At 67.7% G+C, this 19,177-nt stretch carries 16 protein-coding genes; 11 read left to right on the forward strand and 5 right to left on the reverse strand.

What is annotated here, in order from left to right:
- Positions 1-19: 19 nt before the first annotated feature.
- From fabG1 to CQY20_RS18040, 3 genes are read left to right on the forward strand one after another with little or no spacing between them, the layout of a single operon-like run.
- Positions 20-784, forward strand: coding sequence for a 3-oxoacyl-ACP reductase FabG1 (gene fabG1, locus CQY20_RS18030; RefSeq protein ID WP_097941454.1), 765 nt, complete (start codon positions 20-22; stop codon positions 782-784).
- Positions 785-811: 27 nt separating this feature from the next.
- Positions 812-1,621 (forward strand): NADH-dependent enoyl-ACP reductase InhA, encoded by an 810-nt coding sequence (inhA, locus tag CQY20_RS18035; protein ID WP_097941455.1) that lies wholly within the window; start codon positions 812-814, stop codon positions 1,619-1,621.
- Positions 1,622-2,626 carry a ferrochelatase gene (locus CQY20_RS18040; RefSeq protein ID WP_097941456.1) on the forward strand — a complete coding sequence of 335 codons (1,005 nt, stop codon included), beginning with the start codon at positions 1,622-1,624 and terminating at the stop codon, positions 2,624-2,626. It begins immediately after the preceding gene.
- On the opposite strand, the gene CQY20_RS18045 is transcribed toward CQY20_RS18040, so the two are convergent.
- Positions 2,623-3,474 (reverse strand): Rv1486c family protein, encoded by an 852-nt coding sequence (locus CQY20_RS18045; protein WP_097941457.1) that lies wholly within the window; start codon positions 3,472-3,474, stop codon positions 2,623-2,625. The genes CQY20_RS18040 and CQY20_RS18045 overlap by 4 nt on opposite strands.
- A 59-nt stretch (positions 3,475-3,533) precedes the next feature.
- Here CQY20_RS18045 and CQY20_RS18050 point away from each other — a divergent pair, with 59 nt between their 5' ends.
- Together CQY20_RS18050 and CQY20_RS18055 are read left to right on the forward strand one after the other, a co-directional pair.
- Positions 3,534-3,965 carry an NfeD family protein gene (locus tag CQY20_RS18050; protein ID WP_097941458.1) on the forward strand — a complete coding sequence of 144 codons (432 nt, stop codon included), beginning with the start codon at positions 3,534-3,536 and terminating at the stop codon, positions 3,963-3,965.
- Between the two features lie 27 nt (positions 3,966-3,992).
- Positions 3,993-5,216 carry an SPFH domain-containing protein gene (locus tag CQY20_RS18055; RefSeq protein WP_097941459.1) on the forward strand — a complete coding sequence of 408 codons (1,224 nt, stop codon included), beginning with the start codon at positions 3,993-3,995 and terminating at the stop codon, positions 5,214-5,216.
- On the opposite strand, the gene CQY20_RS18060 is transcribed toward CQY20_RS18055, so the two are convergent.
- Positions 5,213-5,959: a TVP38/TMEM64 family protein gene (locus tag CQY20_RS18060; RefSeq protein ID WP_097941460.1), complete on the reverse strand. Its 747-nt coding sequence runs from the start codon at positions 5,957-5,959 to the stop codon at positions 5,213-5,215. The genes CQY20_RS18055 and CQY20_RS18060 overlap by 4 nt on opposite strands.
- 99 nt (positions 5,960-6,058) lie before the next feature.
- Between CQY20_RS18060 and mutA the strand changes: the two genes are divergently transcribed.
- The 4 genes from mutA to lipL all read left to right on the forward strand — a co-directional run bounded on the left by mutA (position 6,059) and on the right by lipL (position 12,530).
- Positions 6,059-7,909 carry a methylmalonyl-CoA mutase small subunit gene (gene mutA / locus CQY20_RS18065; RefSeq protein WP_097941461.1) on the forward strand — a complete coding sequence of 617 codons (1,851 nt, stop codon included), beginning with the start codon at positions 6,059-6,061 and terminating at the stop codon, positions 7,907-7,909.
- On the forward strand, positions 7,909-10,161 hold the full coding sequence (scpA, locus tag CQY20_RS18070) for a methylmalonyl-CoA mutase (protein ID WP_097941462.1): 2,253 nt from the start codon (positions 7,909-7,911) through the stop codon (positions 10,159-10,161). The genes mutA and scpA overlap by 1 nt, the downstream gene beginning before the upstream one ends.
- A gap of 11 nt (positions 10,162-10,172) precedes the next feature.
- Positions 10,173-11,147, forward strand: coding sequence for a methylmalonyl Co-A mutase-associated GTPase MeaB (meaB, locus tag CQY20_RS18075; RefSeq protein ID WP_097941463.1), 975 nt, complete (start codon positions 10,173-10,175; stop codon positions 11,145-11,147).
- Positions 11,148-11,255: 108 nt separating this feature from the next.
- Positions 11,256-12,530: an esterase/beta-lactamase LipL gene (lipL, locus tag CQY20_RS18080; RefSeq protein ID WP_234816297.1), complete on the forward strand. Its 1,275-nt coding sequence runs from the start codon at positions 11,256-11,258 to the stop codon at positions 12,528-12,530.
- Here lipL and CQY20_RS18085 read toward each other — a convergent pair.
- From CQY20_RS18085 to CQY20_RS18095, 3 genes are read right to left on the reverse strand one after another with little or no spacing between them, the layout of a single operon-like run.
- Positions 12,527-13,960, reverse strand: coding sequence for a type II NADH:quinone oxidoreductase NdhA (locus tag CQY20_RS18085; RefSeq protein ID WP_097941464.1), 1,434 nt, complete (start codon positions 13,958-13,960; stop codon positions 12,527-12,529). The genes lipL and CQY20_RS18085 overlap by 4 nt on opposite strands.
- On the reverse strand, positions 13,936-14,670 hold the full coding sequence (locus tag CQY20_RS18090; RefSeq protein ID WP_097941465.1) for a hypothetical protein: 735 nt from the start codon (positions 14,668-14,670) through the stop codon (positions 13,936-13,938). Before CQY20_RS18090 ends, CQY20_RS18085 begins: the two co-directional genes overlap by 25 nt.
- 37 nt (positions 14,671-14,707) lie before the next feature.
- Positions 14,708-15,058 (reverse strand): helix-turn-helix domain-containing protein, encoded by a 351-nt coding sequence (locus tag CQY20_RS18095; protein ID WP_234816298.1) that lies wholly within the window; start codon positions 15,056-15,058, stop codon positions 14,708-14,710.
- Positions 15,059-15,193: 135 nt separating this feature from the next.
- On the opposite strand from CQY20_RS18095, the gene CQY20_RS18100 reads away from it, so the two are divergent.
- Positions 15,194-15,787, forward strand: coding sequence for a hypothetical protein (locus tag CQY20_RS18100; protein WP_234816299.1), 594 nt, complete (start codon positions 15,194-15,196; stop codon positions 15,785-15,787).
- Between the two features lie 237 nt (positions 15,788-16,024).
- Positions 16,025-19,177: an isoleucine--tRNA ligase gene (gene ileS, locus CQY20_RS18105; RefSeq protein ID WP_097941466.1), complete on the forward strand. Its 3,153-nt coding sequence runs from the start codon at positions 16,025-16,027 to the stop codon at positions 19,175-19,177.

The following is a 19,177-nucleotide window of genomic DNA, read 5'->3' on the forward strand; positions in this document are numbered from 1 at the left end:
ACACGTTAAGTTGGCGGTCATGACTCACTCGACTGAAGGGGAGACTGCCGGCCAACCGATCGGTGCCCGCCCGCCTTTCGTTTCGCGTTCGGTGCTCGTCACCGGAGGCAACCGGGGTATAGGACTGGCCATCGCCCAGCGGCTCGCGCAAGACGGTCACAAGGTGGCCGCCACGCATCGCGGCTCCGGGGTGCCCGAGGGACTGTTCGGGGTCGAGTGTGACATCACCGACACCGAGGCCGTCGACCGCGCCTTCACGCAAGTCGAGGAACACCAGGGCCCGGTCGAGGTGGTGGTGGCCAACGCCGGCCTCGCCGCGGACGCATTCCTGATGCGGATGACGGTGGAGAAGTTCGAGAAGGTCATCGACGCGAACCTGACCGGAGCGTTTCGGGTGGCCCAGCGCGCATCCCGCAGCATGCTGCGCAGGCGGTTCGGCCGGTTGATCTTCATCGGTTCGGTGTCGGGCATGTGGGGCGTCGGCAACCAGGCCAACTACGCGGCCTCCAAGGCGGGGCTGATCGGAATGGCCCGCTCCATCGCCAGGGAGGTGACGAAGGCCGGTGTCACCGCCAACGTCGTTGCGCCGGGCTACATCGACACCGACATGACCCGCGCGCTGGACGAGCGAATTCAGGAGGGGGCACTGGCATTCGTGCCCGCCAAACGGACCGGCACCGTCAACGAGGTGGCCGGCGTCGTCAGCTTCCTGGCGTCCGAAGACGCCAGCTACATCTCGGGCGCCGTGATCCCGGTCGACGGCGGCATGGGCATGGGCCACTGAATCTCTAACAGAAAGAGGAACTTTCACATGTCAGGTCTGCTTGAGGGCAAGCGCATACTCGTCACCGGGATCATCACCGACTCGTCGATCGCGTTCTACATCGCCAAGGTTGCCCAGGAGGCGGGTGCGGAGTTGGTGCTGACCGGCTTCGACCGGCTGCGGCTGATCCAGCGCATCGCCGACCGGCTGCCGCAGAAGGCGCCGCTGCTGGAACTCGACGTGCAGAACGACCAACACCTCAACACGCTGGCCGACCGGGTGACCGAGGTGATCGGAGAGGGCAACAAGCTCGACGGCGTGGTCCACTCGATCGGCTACATGCCGCCGAGCGGCATGGGCATCAACCCCTTCCTCGACGCGCCGTACGAGGACGTGTCCAAGGGCATCCACATCTCGGCGTATTCCTATGCGGCGCTGGCCAAGGCACTCCTGCCGATCATGAACCCCGGCGGCAGCATCGTCGGCATGGACTTCGACCCCTCCCGCGCCATGCCTGCCTACAACTGGATGACGGTGGCCAAGAGCGCGCTGGAGTCGGTGAACCGGTTCGTCGCGCGCGAAGCGGGCAAGTCCGGGGTGCGGTCCAATCTCGTTGCGGCAGGCCCTATCCGGACGTTGGCGATGAGCGCGATCGTCGGTGGCGCGCTCGGCGAGGAGGCCAGCGGCCAGATGCAGTTGCTCGAAGAGGGTTGGGATCAGCGTGCGCCGATCGGCTGGAACATGAAGGACCCCACGCCCGTCGCCAAGACGGTGTGTGCCCTGCTCTCCGACTGGCTGCCCGCCACCACGGGCACGGTGGTCTACGCTGACGGCGGCGCGCACACACAGCTGCTGTAGATGGAGTTCGATGCGCTTCTGCTGCTGTCCTTCGGCGGACCGGAGGCGCCCGAGCACGTCATGCCGTTCCTCGAGAACGTCACCCGCGGCAGGGGGATCCCGCGGGAGCGGCTGGAGTCGGTGGCCGAACACTACCTGCACTTCGGCGGCGTCTCACCGATCAACGGCATCAACCGCGCACTGATCGAGCAACTGCGCGACGAGACCGACCTTCCCGTCTACTTCGGCAACCGCAACTGGACGCCCTACGTCGAGGACGCGGTTGCGTCGATGCGGGACAACGGCGTTCGCCGCGCCGCCGTATTCGCGACATCGGCGTGGGGCGGATACTCCAGCTGCAGGCAGTACGTCGAGGACATCGCCCGCGCCCGCGCGGCGGCAGGAGAAGGAGCGCCCGAACTGGTCAAGCTGCGCCAGTTCTTCGACCACCCGACGTTCGTGACGATGTTCGCCGAGGCGATCGGCGCCGCGGCCAACAGCCTTCCCGACGACGTGCGCGGCCAGGCCAGGCTGGTGTTCACCGCGCATTCCATTCCGCTGTCGGCCCGTTCCCGGTGCGGCGACGACCTGTACGCCCGCCAGGTGGCCCACGCGGCGCGGCTCGTCGCCGAGCAAGCCGGCTACGCCGACTACGACCAGGTGTGGCAGTCGCGGTCAGGCCCGCCTCAGGTGCCGTGGCTGGAACCCGATGTGGCCGACCACCTCTCGGCGCTCGCCGACGCGGGCACCAAGGCCGTCATCGTCTGCCCGATCGGTTTCGTCGCCGACCACATCGAGGTGGTCTGGGATCTGGACACCGAGCTGCGCGAGCAGGCCGAAGGCTACGGAATGGCCTTCGCCAGGGCGGCCACCCCGAATGCCGACCGCCGCTTCGCGCGGCTGATCGTCGACCTGATCGACGAGCTGCGCGAGGGGCGTGAACCGGTTCGCGTCACCGCCGCCGAAGCGCCTCCGCTGCAAGGCTTCTCGATTGACGGCAAGCCTTGCACCGCGGCGTGCGACTAACGCCAGGCCGAATACAGGATCGCGTTGACGGCGGCGAGCCGGGCCGAGCGCACCACCCCGGACAACGGTCGCAGCGCGTCGTTGGCGATCTGGGCCTCCGACGAACTCTGCAGTCCGATCGGCATCAAACCCGAACTGACAGTGACGATCGCGTCGATGTGCGCCGCGTTCTCCAACACCCGCAGCGCGCGTGACGGCGCGTGATCGGGCGCCCGGTGCCGACGCGATGACTCCATCACCTGCTGGACGAGCTTGCGGGGGTCGGCGAGATCCATGCCGCCTGCCTCGGCGCGCAGCGCGCCGAGTGCGTCAGCCGCCGACCGCACCGCAGACCGCAGCGCGAACTCGGCCTCGCCGAGATCGACGTGCTCTTGGATCGGCACATCCGGCACGGAGTACACCGTCCAGTTGAGCGCGCACACTTCGGCTTCGCCGTCGTCGTAGGCGTCGGATTCGTCGAACTCGAAGTCGGGAACCAGGCCGACGCCCGTCGCACCGGGTCCGCCGTCGACGATGATCGCCTCACCCGCGGTGATGGCGTCGCGCTGGAACTGGGTTCCCGCGGGCAGGCCGCGGACATCGCCGGGCACGGGCAGCGCGACCGAGATCGCGGGTGTCCCGGTGGGCTTTTCGGCGGCGCTGCGCAGCGTCTGCAGCAGCGACATGGTTCCGAAGTGGTTCACGTCCGGCCAGGGCAGCCCGGTGCGTCCCGCCGCCACGGCGTCATACGCGGTCACCGAATGCTTTGGCGCCCATTGCGATAGCGCATCCAGAACGTCGTCGGGGGCAGCCGCGCCCGCGAGCCACGCATTGGCCCAGACAGACAGCGAAACACTTGGACACCACATGATGCTCGCAGTCTAGTTGTTTGCCGCTGCCACGGCCGACTACGCGTTAGGCTGGCGATATGCCTGTTTGGTTGATCTGGCTCATCGCCGCGCTGGGTCTGGCCGGGGCGGAAGCGTTGACCGGCGACCTGTTCTTACTGATGCTCAGCGGCGGGGCGCTGGCCGCGGTCGGGTCGAACCTGATATTCGACAACTACGTGATCGACGGAATCGTCTTTCTCGTCGTCTCGGTGCTGCTTCTGGTTCTCGTTCGGCCCGCGCTGAAGAAGCGTTTCATCGCAGGCACCGGGCTACCCGACCGGCCCAAGGAGCTGGAGGGCAAGAGCGCGCTGGTGCTCGACCGGGTGGCCCGCCATGAAGGCCAGGTGAAACTCGACGGCGAAATCTGGACCGCGCGGCCGCTCAACGACAACGATGTGTACGAACCGGGCGACCAGGTCACCGTCGTGCAGATCGATGGCGCCACCGCGGTAGTTCAAAAAGTCGTCTAAGCCTGGGCAACTACGGAAGGAACCGCAATGGAAGGTGCCGTGGCCGGACTCGTACTGGTCGGCGTGTTGGTCGTGTTCGCGGCCATCATCGTGGCCAAGTCGATCGCGCTGATCCCGCAGGCCGAAGCGGCCGTCATCGAACGGCTGGGCCGCTACAGCCGCACCGTCAGCGGCCAGTTGACGTTGCTGATTCCGTTCATCGACAAGATCCGCGCCCGCGTCGACCTCCGTGAACGCGTGGTGTCGTTTCCACCGCAACCGGTGATCACCGAGGACAACCTGACGGTGGCCATCGACACCGTCGTCTACTTCCAGGTCACCAATCCGCAGGCCGCGGTGTACCAGATCAGCAACTACATCGTCGGCGTCGAACAGCTGACCACCACGACGCTGCGCAACCTGGTCGGCGGCATGACGCTGGAGCAGACGCTGACCTCGCGCGACCAGATCAACACCGCGCTGCGCGGTGTGCTGGATGAGGCCACCAACCGCTGGGGTCTGCGCGTGGCGCGGGTGGAACTGCGCGCCATCGACCCGCCGCCGAGCATTCAGGACTCGATGGAAAAACAGATGCGCGCCGACCGCGAGAAGCGCGCGATGATCCTGACCGCCGAGGGCAGCCGGGAGGCGGCCATCAAGCAGGCCGAAGGCCAGAAGCAGGCGCAGATCCTGGCGGCCGAGGGCGCCAAGCAAGCCGCGATCCTGGCCGCCGAGGCCGACCGGCAGTCGCGCATGCTGCGAGCCCAGGGTGAACGCGCCGCGCAGTACTACCAGGCACAGGGCCAGGCGAAGGCGATCGAGAAGACGTTCGCGGCGATCAAAGCGGCACGGCCGACACCGGAACTGCTGGCCTATCAGTATCTGCAGACGCTGCCGGAGATGGCCAAGGGCGAGGCGAACAAGGTCTGGCTGGTGCCCAGCGACTTCGGGCAGGCGCTGCAGGGCTTCACTAAGCTTCTCGGCGCTCCCGGCGAAGACGGGGTGTTTCGGTTCCAGCCGTCACCCGTCGAGGGAGATCTGCCGAAGCCAGAGGACGACTCGGACGAGGTCGCCGACTGGTTCTCCACCGAGACCGATCCCGCGATCGCGCAGGCGGTCGCCAAGGCCGAGGCCGAGGCGCGGGCACCGGTGCAGGGCGCCATCCCCGGAACCCAGCAGAGCGTGACCGCGCCCGTGCAGTTCAACCAGCCGCCGCAACAGCCGATCGACTCGGCCCAAGGCGGCCGCCACAGCGGCAGCGGCGATCTCTAGCCGGTGATGGCCGGTTCCTCGGTGGACTCCGCCTTTTCGGCGTCGGCCGGATGGTGCTGCGGGTAGGTGCGGATCTCGTAGAGCAGGCCCGCGATCCCGAGGCTCGCGGTGAACAACGACACCGCGATCAGAAGCGGATTGATGTGGTTGGTCAGCGCGTCGCCGAGGATGACGACGGCCGCGGTGCCGGGCAGCAGCCCCGCCAACGTGGCCCACGTGTACGGCCACGCCCGCACGGCGGATGCGCCTGCGGCGTAGTTCAGCACGGAGAAGGGCACCGCCGGGATCAGCCGCATCGACATCATCGTCGGCCACCCGCGCTGCCGCAGCCGGATGTCGAGGCTGGCCACCCGCGGATGCGGCACCAGGCGGTTCAGCCGCCAGCCCGCCCAGCGCACCAGGAGGAGGGCGACGACCGCGCTCACCGTGCTGGCCGCGACCGCGATGAGGACGCCGAGCAGGGGACCGAACAGCAGGCCCGACGCCAACGTGAACGCGGTGCGCGGGAACGGGAAGACTGTGACCACGATGTGGGCGGCCAGGAAGGCCAGCGGAAACCACGGCCCGACCGACGTCGCCCAGTCGCGCAGCTGCACGGCGCCCGGCCGGGGCACCAGCACCAAGATTGCGACCAGAATCACAATCGTCGCGGTGATGGCGGCCAACTGCCGCCGGGGGATCTGCTTTGCCGTCGAGATCACCGCGGCGCGCACTGCAGCAAGGGTGCTGACGACGGACTTCACGCTTCCCAAGAGTACGGAATCGGAGGAGATTGCTCGCTTCGGCAGGATGCCGCGTCGCCTGCCCGGCGCAAACTGGCCCGATGGGGATCATTTAGCCTGATGGACGTGCAGGATTCGGGCTTGCAGCAATTGAATGAGCAGTGGCGCTTCGCCGTCGCGGGAGTGTTGGCGAAGACGACTCGGCGTGACCCCGCCGACCTGCCGCCGGAGCCCGAGCGGCTGCTGGATTCGCCGACCTATGAAGGCTTCCCGATCCGCGCGCTGTACACCCGCCTGGACGCGCTGCCCGAGCCGCCGCTGCCCGGCGAATGGCCGTTCGTGCGCGGCGGCGACGCGCTGCGCGACATCAAATCCGGGTGGAAAGTCGCCGAGGCGTTTCCCGTCGCAGGCCAGAAATCGGTCGCCGACGGCAACGGGGCGATCCTGGTCGCACTGACCGAGGGCGTCTCCGCACTGTCGGTGCGGGTCGGCGGGCGCGACGGCGTTGCGGCCGGCGACCTGGACCGCCTGCTCGACGGGGTGTTCCTCGACCTCGTGCCGCTGATCCTGGACGCAGGTGCCGACTTCGCGGCCGCCGCGACGACGGTGCTGCCGCTGCTGACCGACTTCGACGACGATCAGCGCTCCCGGCTGAAGATCGACCTGGGCGCCGACCCGCTGACCGCGCCGCTGAGCCGGCGAACCGCCCCCGATGTCTCCGACGTCGTCGCGACCGCGGCAAAGCTCACCGGCTATGCCGGGGGAGTGCGGGCGATCACCGTCGACGGACCCGCGCTGCACAACCTCGGCGCCAACGCGTCGTGGGAGTTGGCGGGCACGGTGGCCGCCGGTGTGGCTTATCTGCGCTCGCTCACCGAAGCCGGTCTCACGCCGCCAGAGGCCCTGCAGCAGATCAGCTTCCGGCTCGCCGCAGACGACGACCAGTTCATGACGATCGTCAAATTCCGTGTGCTGCGCCGCCTTTGGGCCCGAGTGGCCGAAGTGGTGGGTGCGCCCGATGCAGGCGCGGCCCGTGTGCATGCGGTCACGTCGATGGCGATGATGGCCCAGCGCGATCCGTGGGTGAACATGCTGCGCACCACGGTGGCCGCATTCGGGGCGGGCATCGGCGGCGCGGACACCGTGCTGGTGCAACCGTTCGACGCCGCCATCCCCGGCGGGATGCCAGGGACGTCAACGGGATTCGCCCGTCGCATCGCCCGCAACACCCAGCTGTTGCTGCTCGAGGAGTCCCACCTGGGGCAGGTGCAGGACCCCGCGGGCGGCTCCTGGTACGTCGAGGATCTCACCGAGCAACTCGCCGAAACCGCATGGCAGCAGTTCCAGCAGATCGAGGCGCGCGGCGGCTTCGCCGAAGCGCGGGAGTTCATCGCCGCGGAGATCGCCGCTGTCCGGGACCGGCGCCTCGATGACATCAGCCACCGGCGCACCGCACTCACCGGAGTCAACGAGTACCCCAACATGGCTGAACCGCCGCTGCCGCAACGGGATTCAACCAGCATCGTGCAGCGTTACGCCGCCGGGTTCGAAGCGCTGCGCGACCGCTCCGACGCGTACCTGGAGAAGACGGGGACGCGGCCGAAGGTGTTGCTGCTGCCGCTCGGCCCGCTCGCCGAGCACAACATCCGCGCCACCTTCGCCACAAACCTGCTGGCGTCGGGCGGCATCGAGGCCGTTAACCCCGGCAGCGTCGACGCCGCAGCCGTGGCCGCCGCTGTGTCCGCGGCCGGCGGGCCCGACATCGCCGTGATCTGCGGCACCGACGCCCGGTACGGGGCCGAAGCGCCCGCCGTCGTCGAGGCCGCGCGCAAGGCTGGGGTGTCGCGGGTGCTGCTGGCCGGGCCGGAAGAAGCGGTCGCCGCGGCCGATTCCAAGCCGGACGACTACCTGACGGCCAAGATCGATGCCGTCGCAGTCCTGTCGGTTCTGCTTACGCAATTGGGGGCCTGATGACTGTCAACGACGTCGCCGGCGCAGCAGCTGCCAACACCAACGGCATCGGCAGCTTCGCCGACGTTCCGCTGCGCAGCGACCGTGTCGCCGCACCGGCCACCGAGGCGGCCGTCGGCGCCTATGTCGCCGCTGCGGCGAAGGCGCACGGTTACACACCCGAGCAGCTCGACTGGTCCACCCCGGAAGCCATCAACGTCAAGCCGGTCTACATCGGCGCCGACCGCGACGCCGCCGTGCAGGCGGGCTACCCGCTCGACTCGTTCCCGGGGATCGCGCCCTACGTGCGTGGGCCGTACCCGACGATGTATGTCAACCAGCCGTGGACCATTCGGCAGTACGCCGGGTTCTCCACCGCCGCCGAATCCAACGCGTTCTACCGGCGCAACCTGGCCGCCGGCCAGAAGGGCCTGTCGGTGGCCTTCGACCTGGCTACCCACCGCGGCTACGACTCCGACCATCCACGGGTGGCCGGCGACGTCGGAATGGCCGGTGTGGCAATCGATTCCATCCTCGACATGCGGCAGCTGTTCGACGGCATCGACCTCGGCTCGGTGAGCGTGTCGATGACGATGAACGGCGCCGTGCTGCCGATCCTCGCGCTGTACGTGGTGGCCGCCGAGGAGCAGGGGGTGCCGCCGGAGAAGCTGGCGGGGACCATCCAGAACGACATCCTCAAAGAGTTCATGGTCCGCAACACCTACATCTACCCGCCGAAGCCGTCGATGCGGATCATCTCCGACATCTTCGCCTACACCAGCGCGCGGATGCCGAAGTTCAACTCGATCTCGATCTCCGGGTACCACATCCAAGAAGCTGGTGCCACAGCGGATCTGGAGCTGGCGTACACGTTGGCCGACGGCGTCGAATACATCAAGGCGGGACTGGACGCGGGCCTTTCGATCGACAAGTTCGCCCCGCGGCTGTCCTTCTTCTGGGGCATCGGGATGAACTTCTTCATGGAGGTCGCCAAGCTGCGGGCGGGCCGGCTGCTGTGGAGCGAACTGGTCGCCCAGTTCGACCCGAAGGACCCGAAATCGCTTTCGCTGCGCACACATTCGCAGACCTCCGGCTGGTCGCTGACGGCGCAGGATCCGTTCAACAACGTCGCGCGCACCTGCATCGAGGCGATGGCAGCCACCCAGGGCCACACCCAGTCGCTGCACACCAACGCCCTCGACGAGGCGCTGGCGCTGCCCACCGACTTCTCCGCCAGGATCGCGCGCAACACGCAGCTGCTACTGCAGCAGGAGTCGGGCACCACAAGGCCGATCGACCCGTGGGGCGGCTCCTACTACGTGGAGTGGCTCACCCACCAGCTCGCCGAGCGGGTGCGCGCGCACCTCCGCGAGGTCGATGAGCACGGCGGCATGGCCCAAGCCATCGATGACGGCATTCCGAAAATGCGCATCGAGGAGGCGGCCGCCCGCACCCAGGCCCGCATCGATTCCGGCCAGCAACCGGTGATCGGGGTCAACAAGTACCGGGTGGAAGACGACCACGAGATCGAGGTGCTCAAGGTCGAGAACAGCCGCGTGCGCGCCGAGCAGATCGCCAAGCTGGAGAAGCTGCGCGTCGAGCGCGACCAGGCCGCCGTCGACGCCGCCCTCGACGACCTGAGCAACGCCGCGGCAGGGTCCGGCAACCTGCTCGAGCTTTCCATCAACGCCGCCCGCGCCAAGGCCACCGTCGGCGAGATCTCCGCGGCGCTCGAGCGTGTTTGGGGTCGCCATGAGGCCGAGATCCGTACCATCGCCGGCGTCTACCGCGACGAAGTCGGAAAGGTCAGCAACATCGCCAGCGCCAGCGAGTTAGTGCAGAAGTTCGCCGAGGCCGACGGCCGCAGGCCCCGCATCCTGGTCGCCAAGATGGGGCAGGACGGGCACGACCGCGGCCAGAAGGTCATCGCGACCGCGTTCGCCGACATCGGTTTCGACGTCGACGTCGGCTCGTTGTTCTCCACACCCGAAGAGGTCGCCCGCCAGGCCGTCGACAACGACGTGCACGTCGTGGGTGTGTCGTCGCTGGCCGCCGGGCATCTGACCCTGGTGCCGGCGCTGCGCGAGGCGCTGGAGAAGGCCGGCCGTCCCGACATCATGATCGTCGTCGGCGGTGTCATCCCGCCCAACGACTTCGACGAGCTCTACGCCGCGGGCGCGGCAGCAATCTTCCCGCCGGGCACGGTGATCGCCGATGCCGCGATCGGGCTGCTGCACAAGCTGGCCGAGCGCTCGGGTTACGAGCTGAAGTAACACCCGACCGGATGGCTTACATCGACGATCTGGCCGCCGCGGTCCGCAACCGTGATCGCGCCGCGTTGCCGCGGGCCATCACCCTGGTCGAATCCACCAGGGCCGACCACCGCGAGCAGGCGCAGCAGCTGCTGATGGAGCTGATGCCGGAGGCCGGCAGCGCGATGCACGTCGGCATCACCGGCGTACCCGGCGTCGGCAAGTCGACGACCATCGAGGCGCTCGGCATGCACCTGATCGACCAGGGTCACCGCGTGGCGGTGTTGGCCGTCGACCCGTCATCCACGCGCAGCGGCGGCTCCATCCTCGGCGACAAGACCCGCATGCCGCGGCTGGCCCTGCACCCCGACGCCTACATCCGCCCGTCGCCCACCTCGGGCACGCTGGGTGGCGTCGCCAAGGCGACCAGGGAGACCATGGTGCTGCTCGAAGCCGCCGGCTTCGACGTGATCCTTGTCGAGACCGTCGGCGTCGGGCAGTCCGAGACGGCCGTCGCCAACATGGTCGACACGTTCGTCTTCCTCACCCTGGCCCGCACCGGCGACCAGCTGCAGGGCATCAAGAAGGGCGTGCTGGAGCTTGCCGACATCGTCGTGGTCAACAAGGCCGACGGCGACTACGTCGTCGAGGCCAAGGCGGCAGCCCGCGAGCTGACCGGCGTGATCCGTCTCATCTATCCGCGCGAAACACTGTGGCGCCCACCGGTTCTGACGATGAGCGCGCTGGAGGGCACCGGCCTGACCGAATTGTGGGACGCCGTGCTCAAGCACCGTCAGGTGCTCACCGAGGCCGGGCAGTTCGAGGCAAGGCGCAGCGCCCAACAGGTCGACTGGATGTGGCAGATGGTGCGCGACGCCGTCTTGGACCGTGTGTTCGCCAGCCCCGAGGTTCGCAAGATCCGCGCCGATGTCGAGCGCGCGGTGCGCGAGGGCGAACTGACCCCGACGCTGGGCGCGCAGCAGATCCTCGACGCCGCGGCGGGTTGACCCAAACATTGCTGTCAGGTGGCGGCTCGATGGCGCTGACATGCGATGGACTAACGGATTGGTAACGGCCAGATTATTTGCCGGGGTGCCGGGTAAATTACATGCATTGTGAACGACAGTGACGGTGGGAGTCGCAGCGCAACGCTCCCGCACGGCGTGCAAGGCGCAGCCGACCCGCACTTCACCTGCGCGGTGCGGGCCTTCTCCGCGATGTTTCCCGGACCCCGCTTCGGCGGTGGAGCACTGTGCGTCTACCTCGACGGCGAACCCGTCGTCGACGTGTGGACTGGATGGTCCGATCGCCGCGGCGCCAGGCACTGGACCGCCGACACCGGCGCGATGGTGTTCTCCGCGACCAAGGGCATGGCCTCGACGGTCATTCACCGGCTGGCCGACCGTGCGCTGATCGACTACGACGCTCCCGTCGCCGAGTACTGGCCGGAGTTCGGCGCCAACGGCAAGGACAAGATCACCGTCCGCGACATCATGCGGCACCGTGCGGGGCTCTCCCAGCTCAACGGCGTCACCAAGGCCGACCTGATGGACCACGTCAGGATGGAGGAGCGGCTGGCCGCCGCGCCGGTCAACAAGGTGCTCTACGGCAAGGCCGCCTACCACGCGCTGACCTACGGCTGGTTGATGTCGGGGCTGGCGCGGGCCGTCACCGGCAAGGGCATGCGCGAACTGATCCGCGAGGAGCTGGCCGAGCCGCTCAACACCGACGGCCTGCATCTGGGCCGCCCGCCCGCAGGCTCGCCGACGACGGCCGCGCAGATCATCGTCCCGCAGCTCAGATACTCCAACCCGATCGTCGACCGCATCGCCCCACGGCTGGCGGCCCTGCAGTACTCCGGCGGCATCGGCGCGCTCTACTTTCCCGGCATGCGCCAGGTGGTGATGGGCGATACCCCGTTCCTGGACAGCGAGATTCCCGCGGCCAACGGGGTGGCCACCGCGCGCGGCCTGGCCAAGATGTATGCGGCGATCGCCTGCGCAGGCCGCATCGACGGCAAGCAGTTCCTGTCCACCGAGCTCGCGGCCAGCCTGCTCGGCAAGCCGAGTCTCTGGCCGGACCGGAACATCTTCTTCCCCATGGCATTTCACCTCGGGTATCACTCCATCCCGCTGCCCGGCGTGATGCCCGGTTTCGGCCATGCCGGGTTGGGGGGATCGCTCGGCTGGGCCGACCCGTCCACCGGAATGTCGTTCGGCTACGTGCACAACCGGCTGGTCACCCCGTTCCTGGTGGCCGACCAGGCCGGGTTCGTGGCCACCGCGGCGCTACTGCGGCGCGGCGCCGCGGCCGCGCGCCGACGCGGGTACCGGCCGGTGCCCGAGTTCGGCGCGCCGTTCATCTCCGAACCGCGTACCGTCGCCGGCTAGCGCTGGGCGCCTCGTTCCCGTTCGAGCTTCTCGGCCTCTTCGACCGCGGCCAGCGCCGACTGCTGCGCCGGCCGGTTGTGCTGGTTGGCCAGCATGTCCATCGCCAGCCTGGCGTAGATCATCTGGCTGGTGATGGCCATCTGGCCGCGGCTGTGGCTGATGAAGGTGATGAACCAGTTGATGAGCGTGGTGAACCGGTTCTTGTACCCGACGAGATAGACCAGGTGCAGCACCAGCCACGCCAGCCAGGCGATGAAGCCGCCGAACTCCACCTTGCCGATCTGGGCGACGGCGCTGAACCGTGACACGGTCGCCATGCTGCCCTTGTCGAAGTACTTGAACGGCGCGCGGTTGGCCGGGTCGTCCCGTCCGGCCACCGACCGCTTGATCACCGCGGCGGCGTATTTGGCGCCCTGCAGCGCGCCCTGCGCCATTCCGGGCACGCCGGGCACCGACATCAGGTCGCCGATCACGAAGACGTTCGGGTGGCCCTTGACGGTCAGGTCGGGTTCGACCACGACGCGGCCCGCGCGGTCGGTCTGGGTGCCGTCGGTCTGCTCGGCGATCATCAGCCCGAGCGGGCTGGCCTGCACGCCGGCCGACCAGACCTTGCAGGCGCAGTCGATCCGCTCCTCGTCGCCCTCTTTGTGCTTGACGGTGACGCCCGTGTAGTCGACGTTGGTCACCAGCGAGTCGAGCCTTATCTCGACGCCCAGCTTCTCGAGCCGCCGCTGCGCTATCGCGCCCAGCTTGGGCCCCATCGGCGGGATCAATGCGCCGGCGCCCTCGACGAGGATCACCCGGCACTCGCTCGGGGTGATCGTGCGGAACGCGCCGGCCAGTGTGCGCTCGGCGAGTTCGGCGATCTGGCCCGCCAACTCGACGCCGGTCGGTCCGCCGCCGACGACGACGAAGGTCAACCGGCGTTCGCGTTCGGCGTGGTCGGTGGCCACCTCCGCGGCCTCGAACGCGCCGAGGATTCGGCCGCGCAGCTCGAGCGCGTCGTCGATGGTCTTCATGCCGGGGGCGAAGGTCGCGAACTGGTCGTTGCCGAAGTACGACTGCTGCGCACCGGCGGCGACGATGAGGCTGTCGAACGGCACGACGGTCTGCATCGCCATCAGCTTCGAGGTGACGGTCTTGGCGGCCAGGTCGATGGCCACCACCTCGCCGAGCATCACCCGGACGTTCTTCTGCTTGCGCAGCACCAGGCGGGTGGTCGGCGCGATCTCGCCTTCGGACAGGATGCCGGTGGCGACCTGGTAGAGCAGGGGCTGGAACAGGTGGCTGGTCGTCTTCGAAATCAGCGTGACGTCGACGTCGGAGCGCTTGAGGCTTTTAGCCGCCTGCAGACCGCCGAAGCCGGATCCGATGATCACGACCCTGTGGCGGCCCTCGGTGCGGTTCAGTGCGGCACCTTCGTGAACCAACGGGTCTTTATCCGCCACGAGCGCGCCGACGCCAGCGCGAAACCGGCGCCGCACAGGCAGGCGAACAGCCAGACCAGGTTGCTTCCGGTGATCGTCTGCAGGGGGGTCACGTACGCGGTGACGATGCGTACCACGCAGGCCAGGATGCCGCACAGCGAGGCGACCAGGTAGAAGTTGGCGATGGTGCGCGAGCGTGGGTCCCGGCGCAGCACGAGGGTGGCCCGGATGCCGTAGGACAACAGGTAGATGAGGGTGCCGCACAGCAGCAGCCAGTACAGGTTCAGCCAGAAGTCGGTCGGGACGGTGAAGAAGTCCGCTGCGTACATCTTGGCGCCGTTACCGATCGAGAACGTCACCAGCAGCAACGGTATGCAGAGCGTGGCCGGGCGCTCCACGTACTGCTTGAACGACCGCTGCATGGCATCGTCGTCGGCCAGCCGGCCCAGCGTGTTGTAGATGACCGCGGACGCGGCGACGATGTAGCAGTCGTGGCCGATGTAATCCTCGAGGTTCCACTTACCGGTCAGCGTGTGGAGCCAGCGGCCGAGCGTCTCCGATGCCCACGGCGACATCAGCAGCACGGCCGCGCCCTGCAGCGCGATGTTGAGGGTGGCAGCAACCTCCCACCGGCATGTCCACGTGACGCGCCGAATCCACAAACTCCATGCGATACACGCCAGCGTGATCACCAGGAGAGTTGCGAGGGCCATGGGTCTTGCCTTTGCGCTGAAGTGGTTCCAGCAAATCTTATAGGGGCGGCGCGTCCGCGCGAGGCTTCAATTCTGACAGGCGTGGCGGGCGTACGCGCCGGGTTTCCGCGGTTGCCACAGTCGCACCGGTCGACTCGAAATAGCTCTGCACTTCTTCGTGGCTCATCAGTCCAAACCGGATCTGCAGATCGGGATAGGACAGGCCGAACCGATCGGCCACCCGCCGCAGCTCCTCGGCGTCGGGATAGCCGTCTTCCTTGATCCGGCGGTAGTACGTGCTGCTAGACACGCCGAGTGCATCGTAGATGTCTTTGGCGTCGACCTCGCCGTCGAGAAGATAGTCGAGCAGGGCTTTGAGCTGGCGACCGTTCTCATCTGTACGTGGCACGGTCTCACTGTAGACCCTCATCTCGCCATTGGGCAGCGCCATTCGGGGCCCGCAGAGGGTTGCTGAAATTGACGTAGGTGTCACAGTTGTGGGAGATGTCTCCCAATTTTGGGACACGACACGTACCGTTAGCTCATGTTGATTGCAGGATTTGCCAGCAGCCCCCTCCGCATCGCCGACCACGAAGCCGCCAGCGCCCCCCAGCAGGCGGATCTGGCGAAAATCGCCGCACCTCTGGACAGCACTCTCAGCGCCGAACTCGACGGCGCGGAATGGTATCTCGGCGTCAAAGCGGAGGAGATCCTGCTCGGCGCGCTCGGCCTGGCGATCGCCAGGACCATCGGCGAGGGCGTCGTCAGCGTCGACGTCGCAGGCCACCGCGGCGCGGTTCCGTTGGCGTGCACCTCGGCCGGCCTTGCCACCGCGACCGAGACACTGGCCGCCGTGCATCGGGCATTGGCTGCGGGCACGTCCGCTCCGAAGATCGCCGCGACGCCCCCGTCGGAGATCTACTTCTCCTACCTGGCGCCCGATCCCGGCCTCCGGCACGCCCTCGAGCTGCGCATCTACCGCGCCGCAGGCCTGGTCCAGCTGGACTGGTGGTACGACACCCGCAGCTTCGACCGCCAGACCGTGGAGGAGCTGGCCGAGCAGCTGCCGCTGGCGCTGATCGAACTGACGTCGGAAGCGACGCCGCAGCCGGACACCCAGATCGCCGTCGGCCACTGAGCCGGTAGAATCCGAGGCATCGGCGCTGATCCGGCCATCACCGGGGAGCCTTCGGAAGAACCGTCCAGACGCATCCGACGTCGGGACGCAGTAGACCCGAACGGGTAGGCCCGTCACAGCCGTGAACGAAGCGGCGCACACTCGTGCGCAAGCGGGGTGGTACCGCGGCGCTCGCGCACCGGCGCGTCGTCGTCCCCGTGCCAAAGACGACAACTGGCATGGAGACGACGTAGGACCGTGAGCACCTATCCGAAGCAGGCAGGCGGCGCGCCCAACTTCCCGGCGCTGGAGGCCGAGGTCCTGCAGTACTGGGCGAGCGACGACACCTTCCGCGCCAGCATCGAGCGCCGCGAAGGTGCCCCGGAATTCGTGTTCTACGACGGGCCGCCGTTCGCCAACGGCCTGCCGCACTACGGCCACCTGCTCACCGGCTATGTCAAGGACATCGTGCCGCGGTACCGCACGATGCGCGGCTACAAGGTGGAGCGCCGTTTCGGCTGGGACACCCACGGCCTGCCCGCCGAACTCGAGGTGCAACGCCAACTCGGCATCACCGACAAGTCCCAGATCGACGAGATGGGCATCGAGAAGTTCAACGATGCCTGCCGCGCGTCGGTGCTGCGCTACACCAACGAGTGGCGGGCCTACGTCACCCGGCAGGCCCGCTGGGTCGACTTCGACAACGACTACAAGACACTCGATCTGTCGTTCATGGAGTCGGTGATCTGGGCGTTCAAACAGTTGTGGGACAAGGGCCTTGCCTATGAGGGGTACCGCGTCCTGCCGTACTGCTGGAACGACGAGACACCGCTGTCCAGCCACGAACTGCGGATGGACGACGATGTCTACCAGAGCCGCCAGGATCCCGCGATCACCGTCGGGTTGAAGGTCACCGACGGGCCGTTGGCCGATGCGTACCTGTTGATCTGGACGACCACACCGTGGACGTTGCCGTCCAACCAGGCGGTGGCGGTCAACCCGGACATCGACTACGTGGTGGTGAAGTCGGGGGAGCGGCGCTACGTGCTCGCGCAGGCCCGTCTGGCGGCCTACGCCAGGGAGTTCGGAGACGAGCCCGAGATCGTGGCCACCTACCGCGGCGCAGATCTGGTCGGTACCCGCTATCTGCCGCCGTTCCCGTATTTCCTCAACGCGCCCAACAGTTTTCAGGTGCTGCCCGGCGACTTCGTGTCGACCGAGGACGGCACAGGGCTGGTGCACATGTCGCCGGCATACGGCGAGGACGACATGGCCACGGCCCAGGCGGCCGACATCGTTGCGGTCACCCCGGTGGACGCGCGGGGCCGGTTCGACGAGACGGTGCCCGATTACACCGGCCAGCACGTGTTCGACGCCAACCCGCAGATCATCCGCGACCTGAAGAACGGCACCGGCTCGGCCGCGCAGAACGGCGCGGTGCTGCTGCGCCACGAGACCTACGAACACTCATACCCGCACTGCTGGCGGTGCCGTAATCCGCTGATCTACCGCGCGGTGTCGTCGTGGTTTGTGAAGGTCAGCTCGTTCCGCGACCGCATGGTCGAGCTCAACCAGCAGATCACCTGGTATCCGGAGCACGTCAAAGACGGCCAGTTCGGCAAGTGGTTGCAGGGCGCCCGCGACTGGTCGATCTCGCGAAATCGCTACTGGGGCACACCGATTCCGGTGTGGATCTCCGACGACCCTGCCTATCCGCGCATCGACGTGTACGGAAGTCTCGACGAGCTCGAGCGCGACTTCGGAGTGCGCCCCGACAACCTGCACCGGCCCTACATCGACGAACTGACCCGGCCCAATCCCGATGACCCGACCGGCAAGTCGACGATGCGGCGCATCCCCGACGTGTTCGACGTCTGGTTCGACTCGGGCTCCATGCCGTACGCGCAGGTGCACTATCCGTTCGGGAACACCGAATGGTTCGAGTCGCATTTCCCCGGCGACTTCATCGTCGAATACATCGGGCAGACCAGGGGATGGTTCTACACCTTGCACGTGCTGGCCACCGCCCTGTTCGACAAGCCGGCGTTCCGGACGTGCGTGGCGCACGGCATCGTGTTGGGTAACGACGGCCAGAAGATGAGCAAGTCGTTGCGCAATTACCCCGACGTCACAGAGGTTTTCGACCGCGACGGCTCCGACGCCATGCGGTGGTTTCTGATGGCATCGCCGATCCTGCGCGGCGGCAACCTGATCGTCACCGAGCAGGGCATCCGCGATGGCGTTCGCCAGGTGCTGCTGCCGTTCTGGAACGCCTACACGTTCCTTGCGCTCTATGCGCCGAAGAAGGGCACCTGGCGCACCGATTCCAAGCACGTGCTGGACCGCTACATCCTGGCCAAGCTGGCCAAGCTGCGCGACGACCTGACCGAGTCGATGGACGTGTGCGACATCTCCGGCGCCTGCGACGAGTTGCGGCAGTTCACCGAGGCGCTGACGAATTGGTATGTGCGCCGGTCGCGTTCGCGGTTCTGGGAGGAAGATCCCGATGCCATCGACACGCTGCACACCGTGCTGGAGATGACCGCCCGGTTGGCGGCGCCGCTGCTGCCGTTGACCACCGAGGTGATCTGGCGCGGCATCACCGGCGAACGTTCCGTGCATCTGACCGACTGGCCCGAGTCGGGTGACCTGCCGCACGACGCCGAACTGGTGGCGACCATGGACCAGGTCCGCGAGGTGGCGTCGGCGGCGTCGTCGCTGCGCAAGGCGAAGAAGCTGCGGGTGCGGCTGCCGCTACCGAAACTTACTGTGGCGGTTGAGAATCCGCAGCGGCTGGAGCCGTTCGTGGATCTGCTCGCCGACGAGTTGAACGTCAAGCATGTCGAGTTGACCGACGACATCGCCGCCTACGGGCGCTTCGAGCTGACCGTCAACGCGCGCGAGGCCGGTCCGCGTCTCGGCAAGGACGTGCAGGCCGCGATCAAGGCCGTCAAGGCCGGCCAAGGGGTGCTCAACCCCGACGGCACACTGACCGCCGGTCCCGCGGTGCTGCAGCCGCACGAGTTCAGCTCGCGGCTGGTGGCCGCCGACCCCGAGTACACCGCAGCGCTGCCGGAGGGATCGGGCCTGGTGGTGCTCGACGCCACCGTGACTCCGGAGTTGGAAGCCGAGGGCTGGGCCCGCGACATGATCCGCGAGCTGCAGGAGGCCCGGCGGCGCGCCGGCCTCGACATCGGCGACCGCATCGAGCTCGAGTTGACCATCGACGGCTACCCGGACGGTTGGCGCGACGAGCTGAGCGACCTGATCGCGGGCGAGCTGCTGGCCACACAGTTCACGATCAAAACCGATCCCAGCCTGACACCGCCCGCCGCAGACGGTGACTGGGCGACGGGGGTCATCGGCCAGAACTATCCGTTCCGCCTGCGGCGCATCGAGCACAGCGCCTGA

The organism is Mycolicibacterium agri, assembly GCF_002553505.1.
In the GTDB taxonomy this organism is placed as follows: Bacteria; Actinomycetota; Actinomycetes; order Mycobacteriales; family Mycobacteriaceae; genus Mycobacterium; species Mycobacterium agri.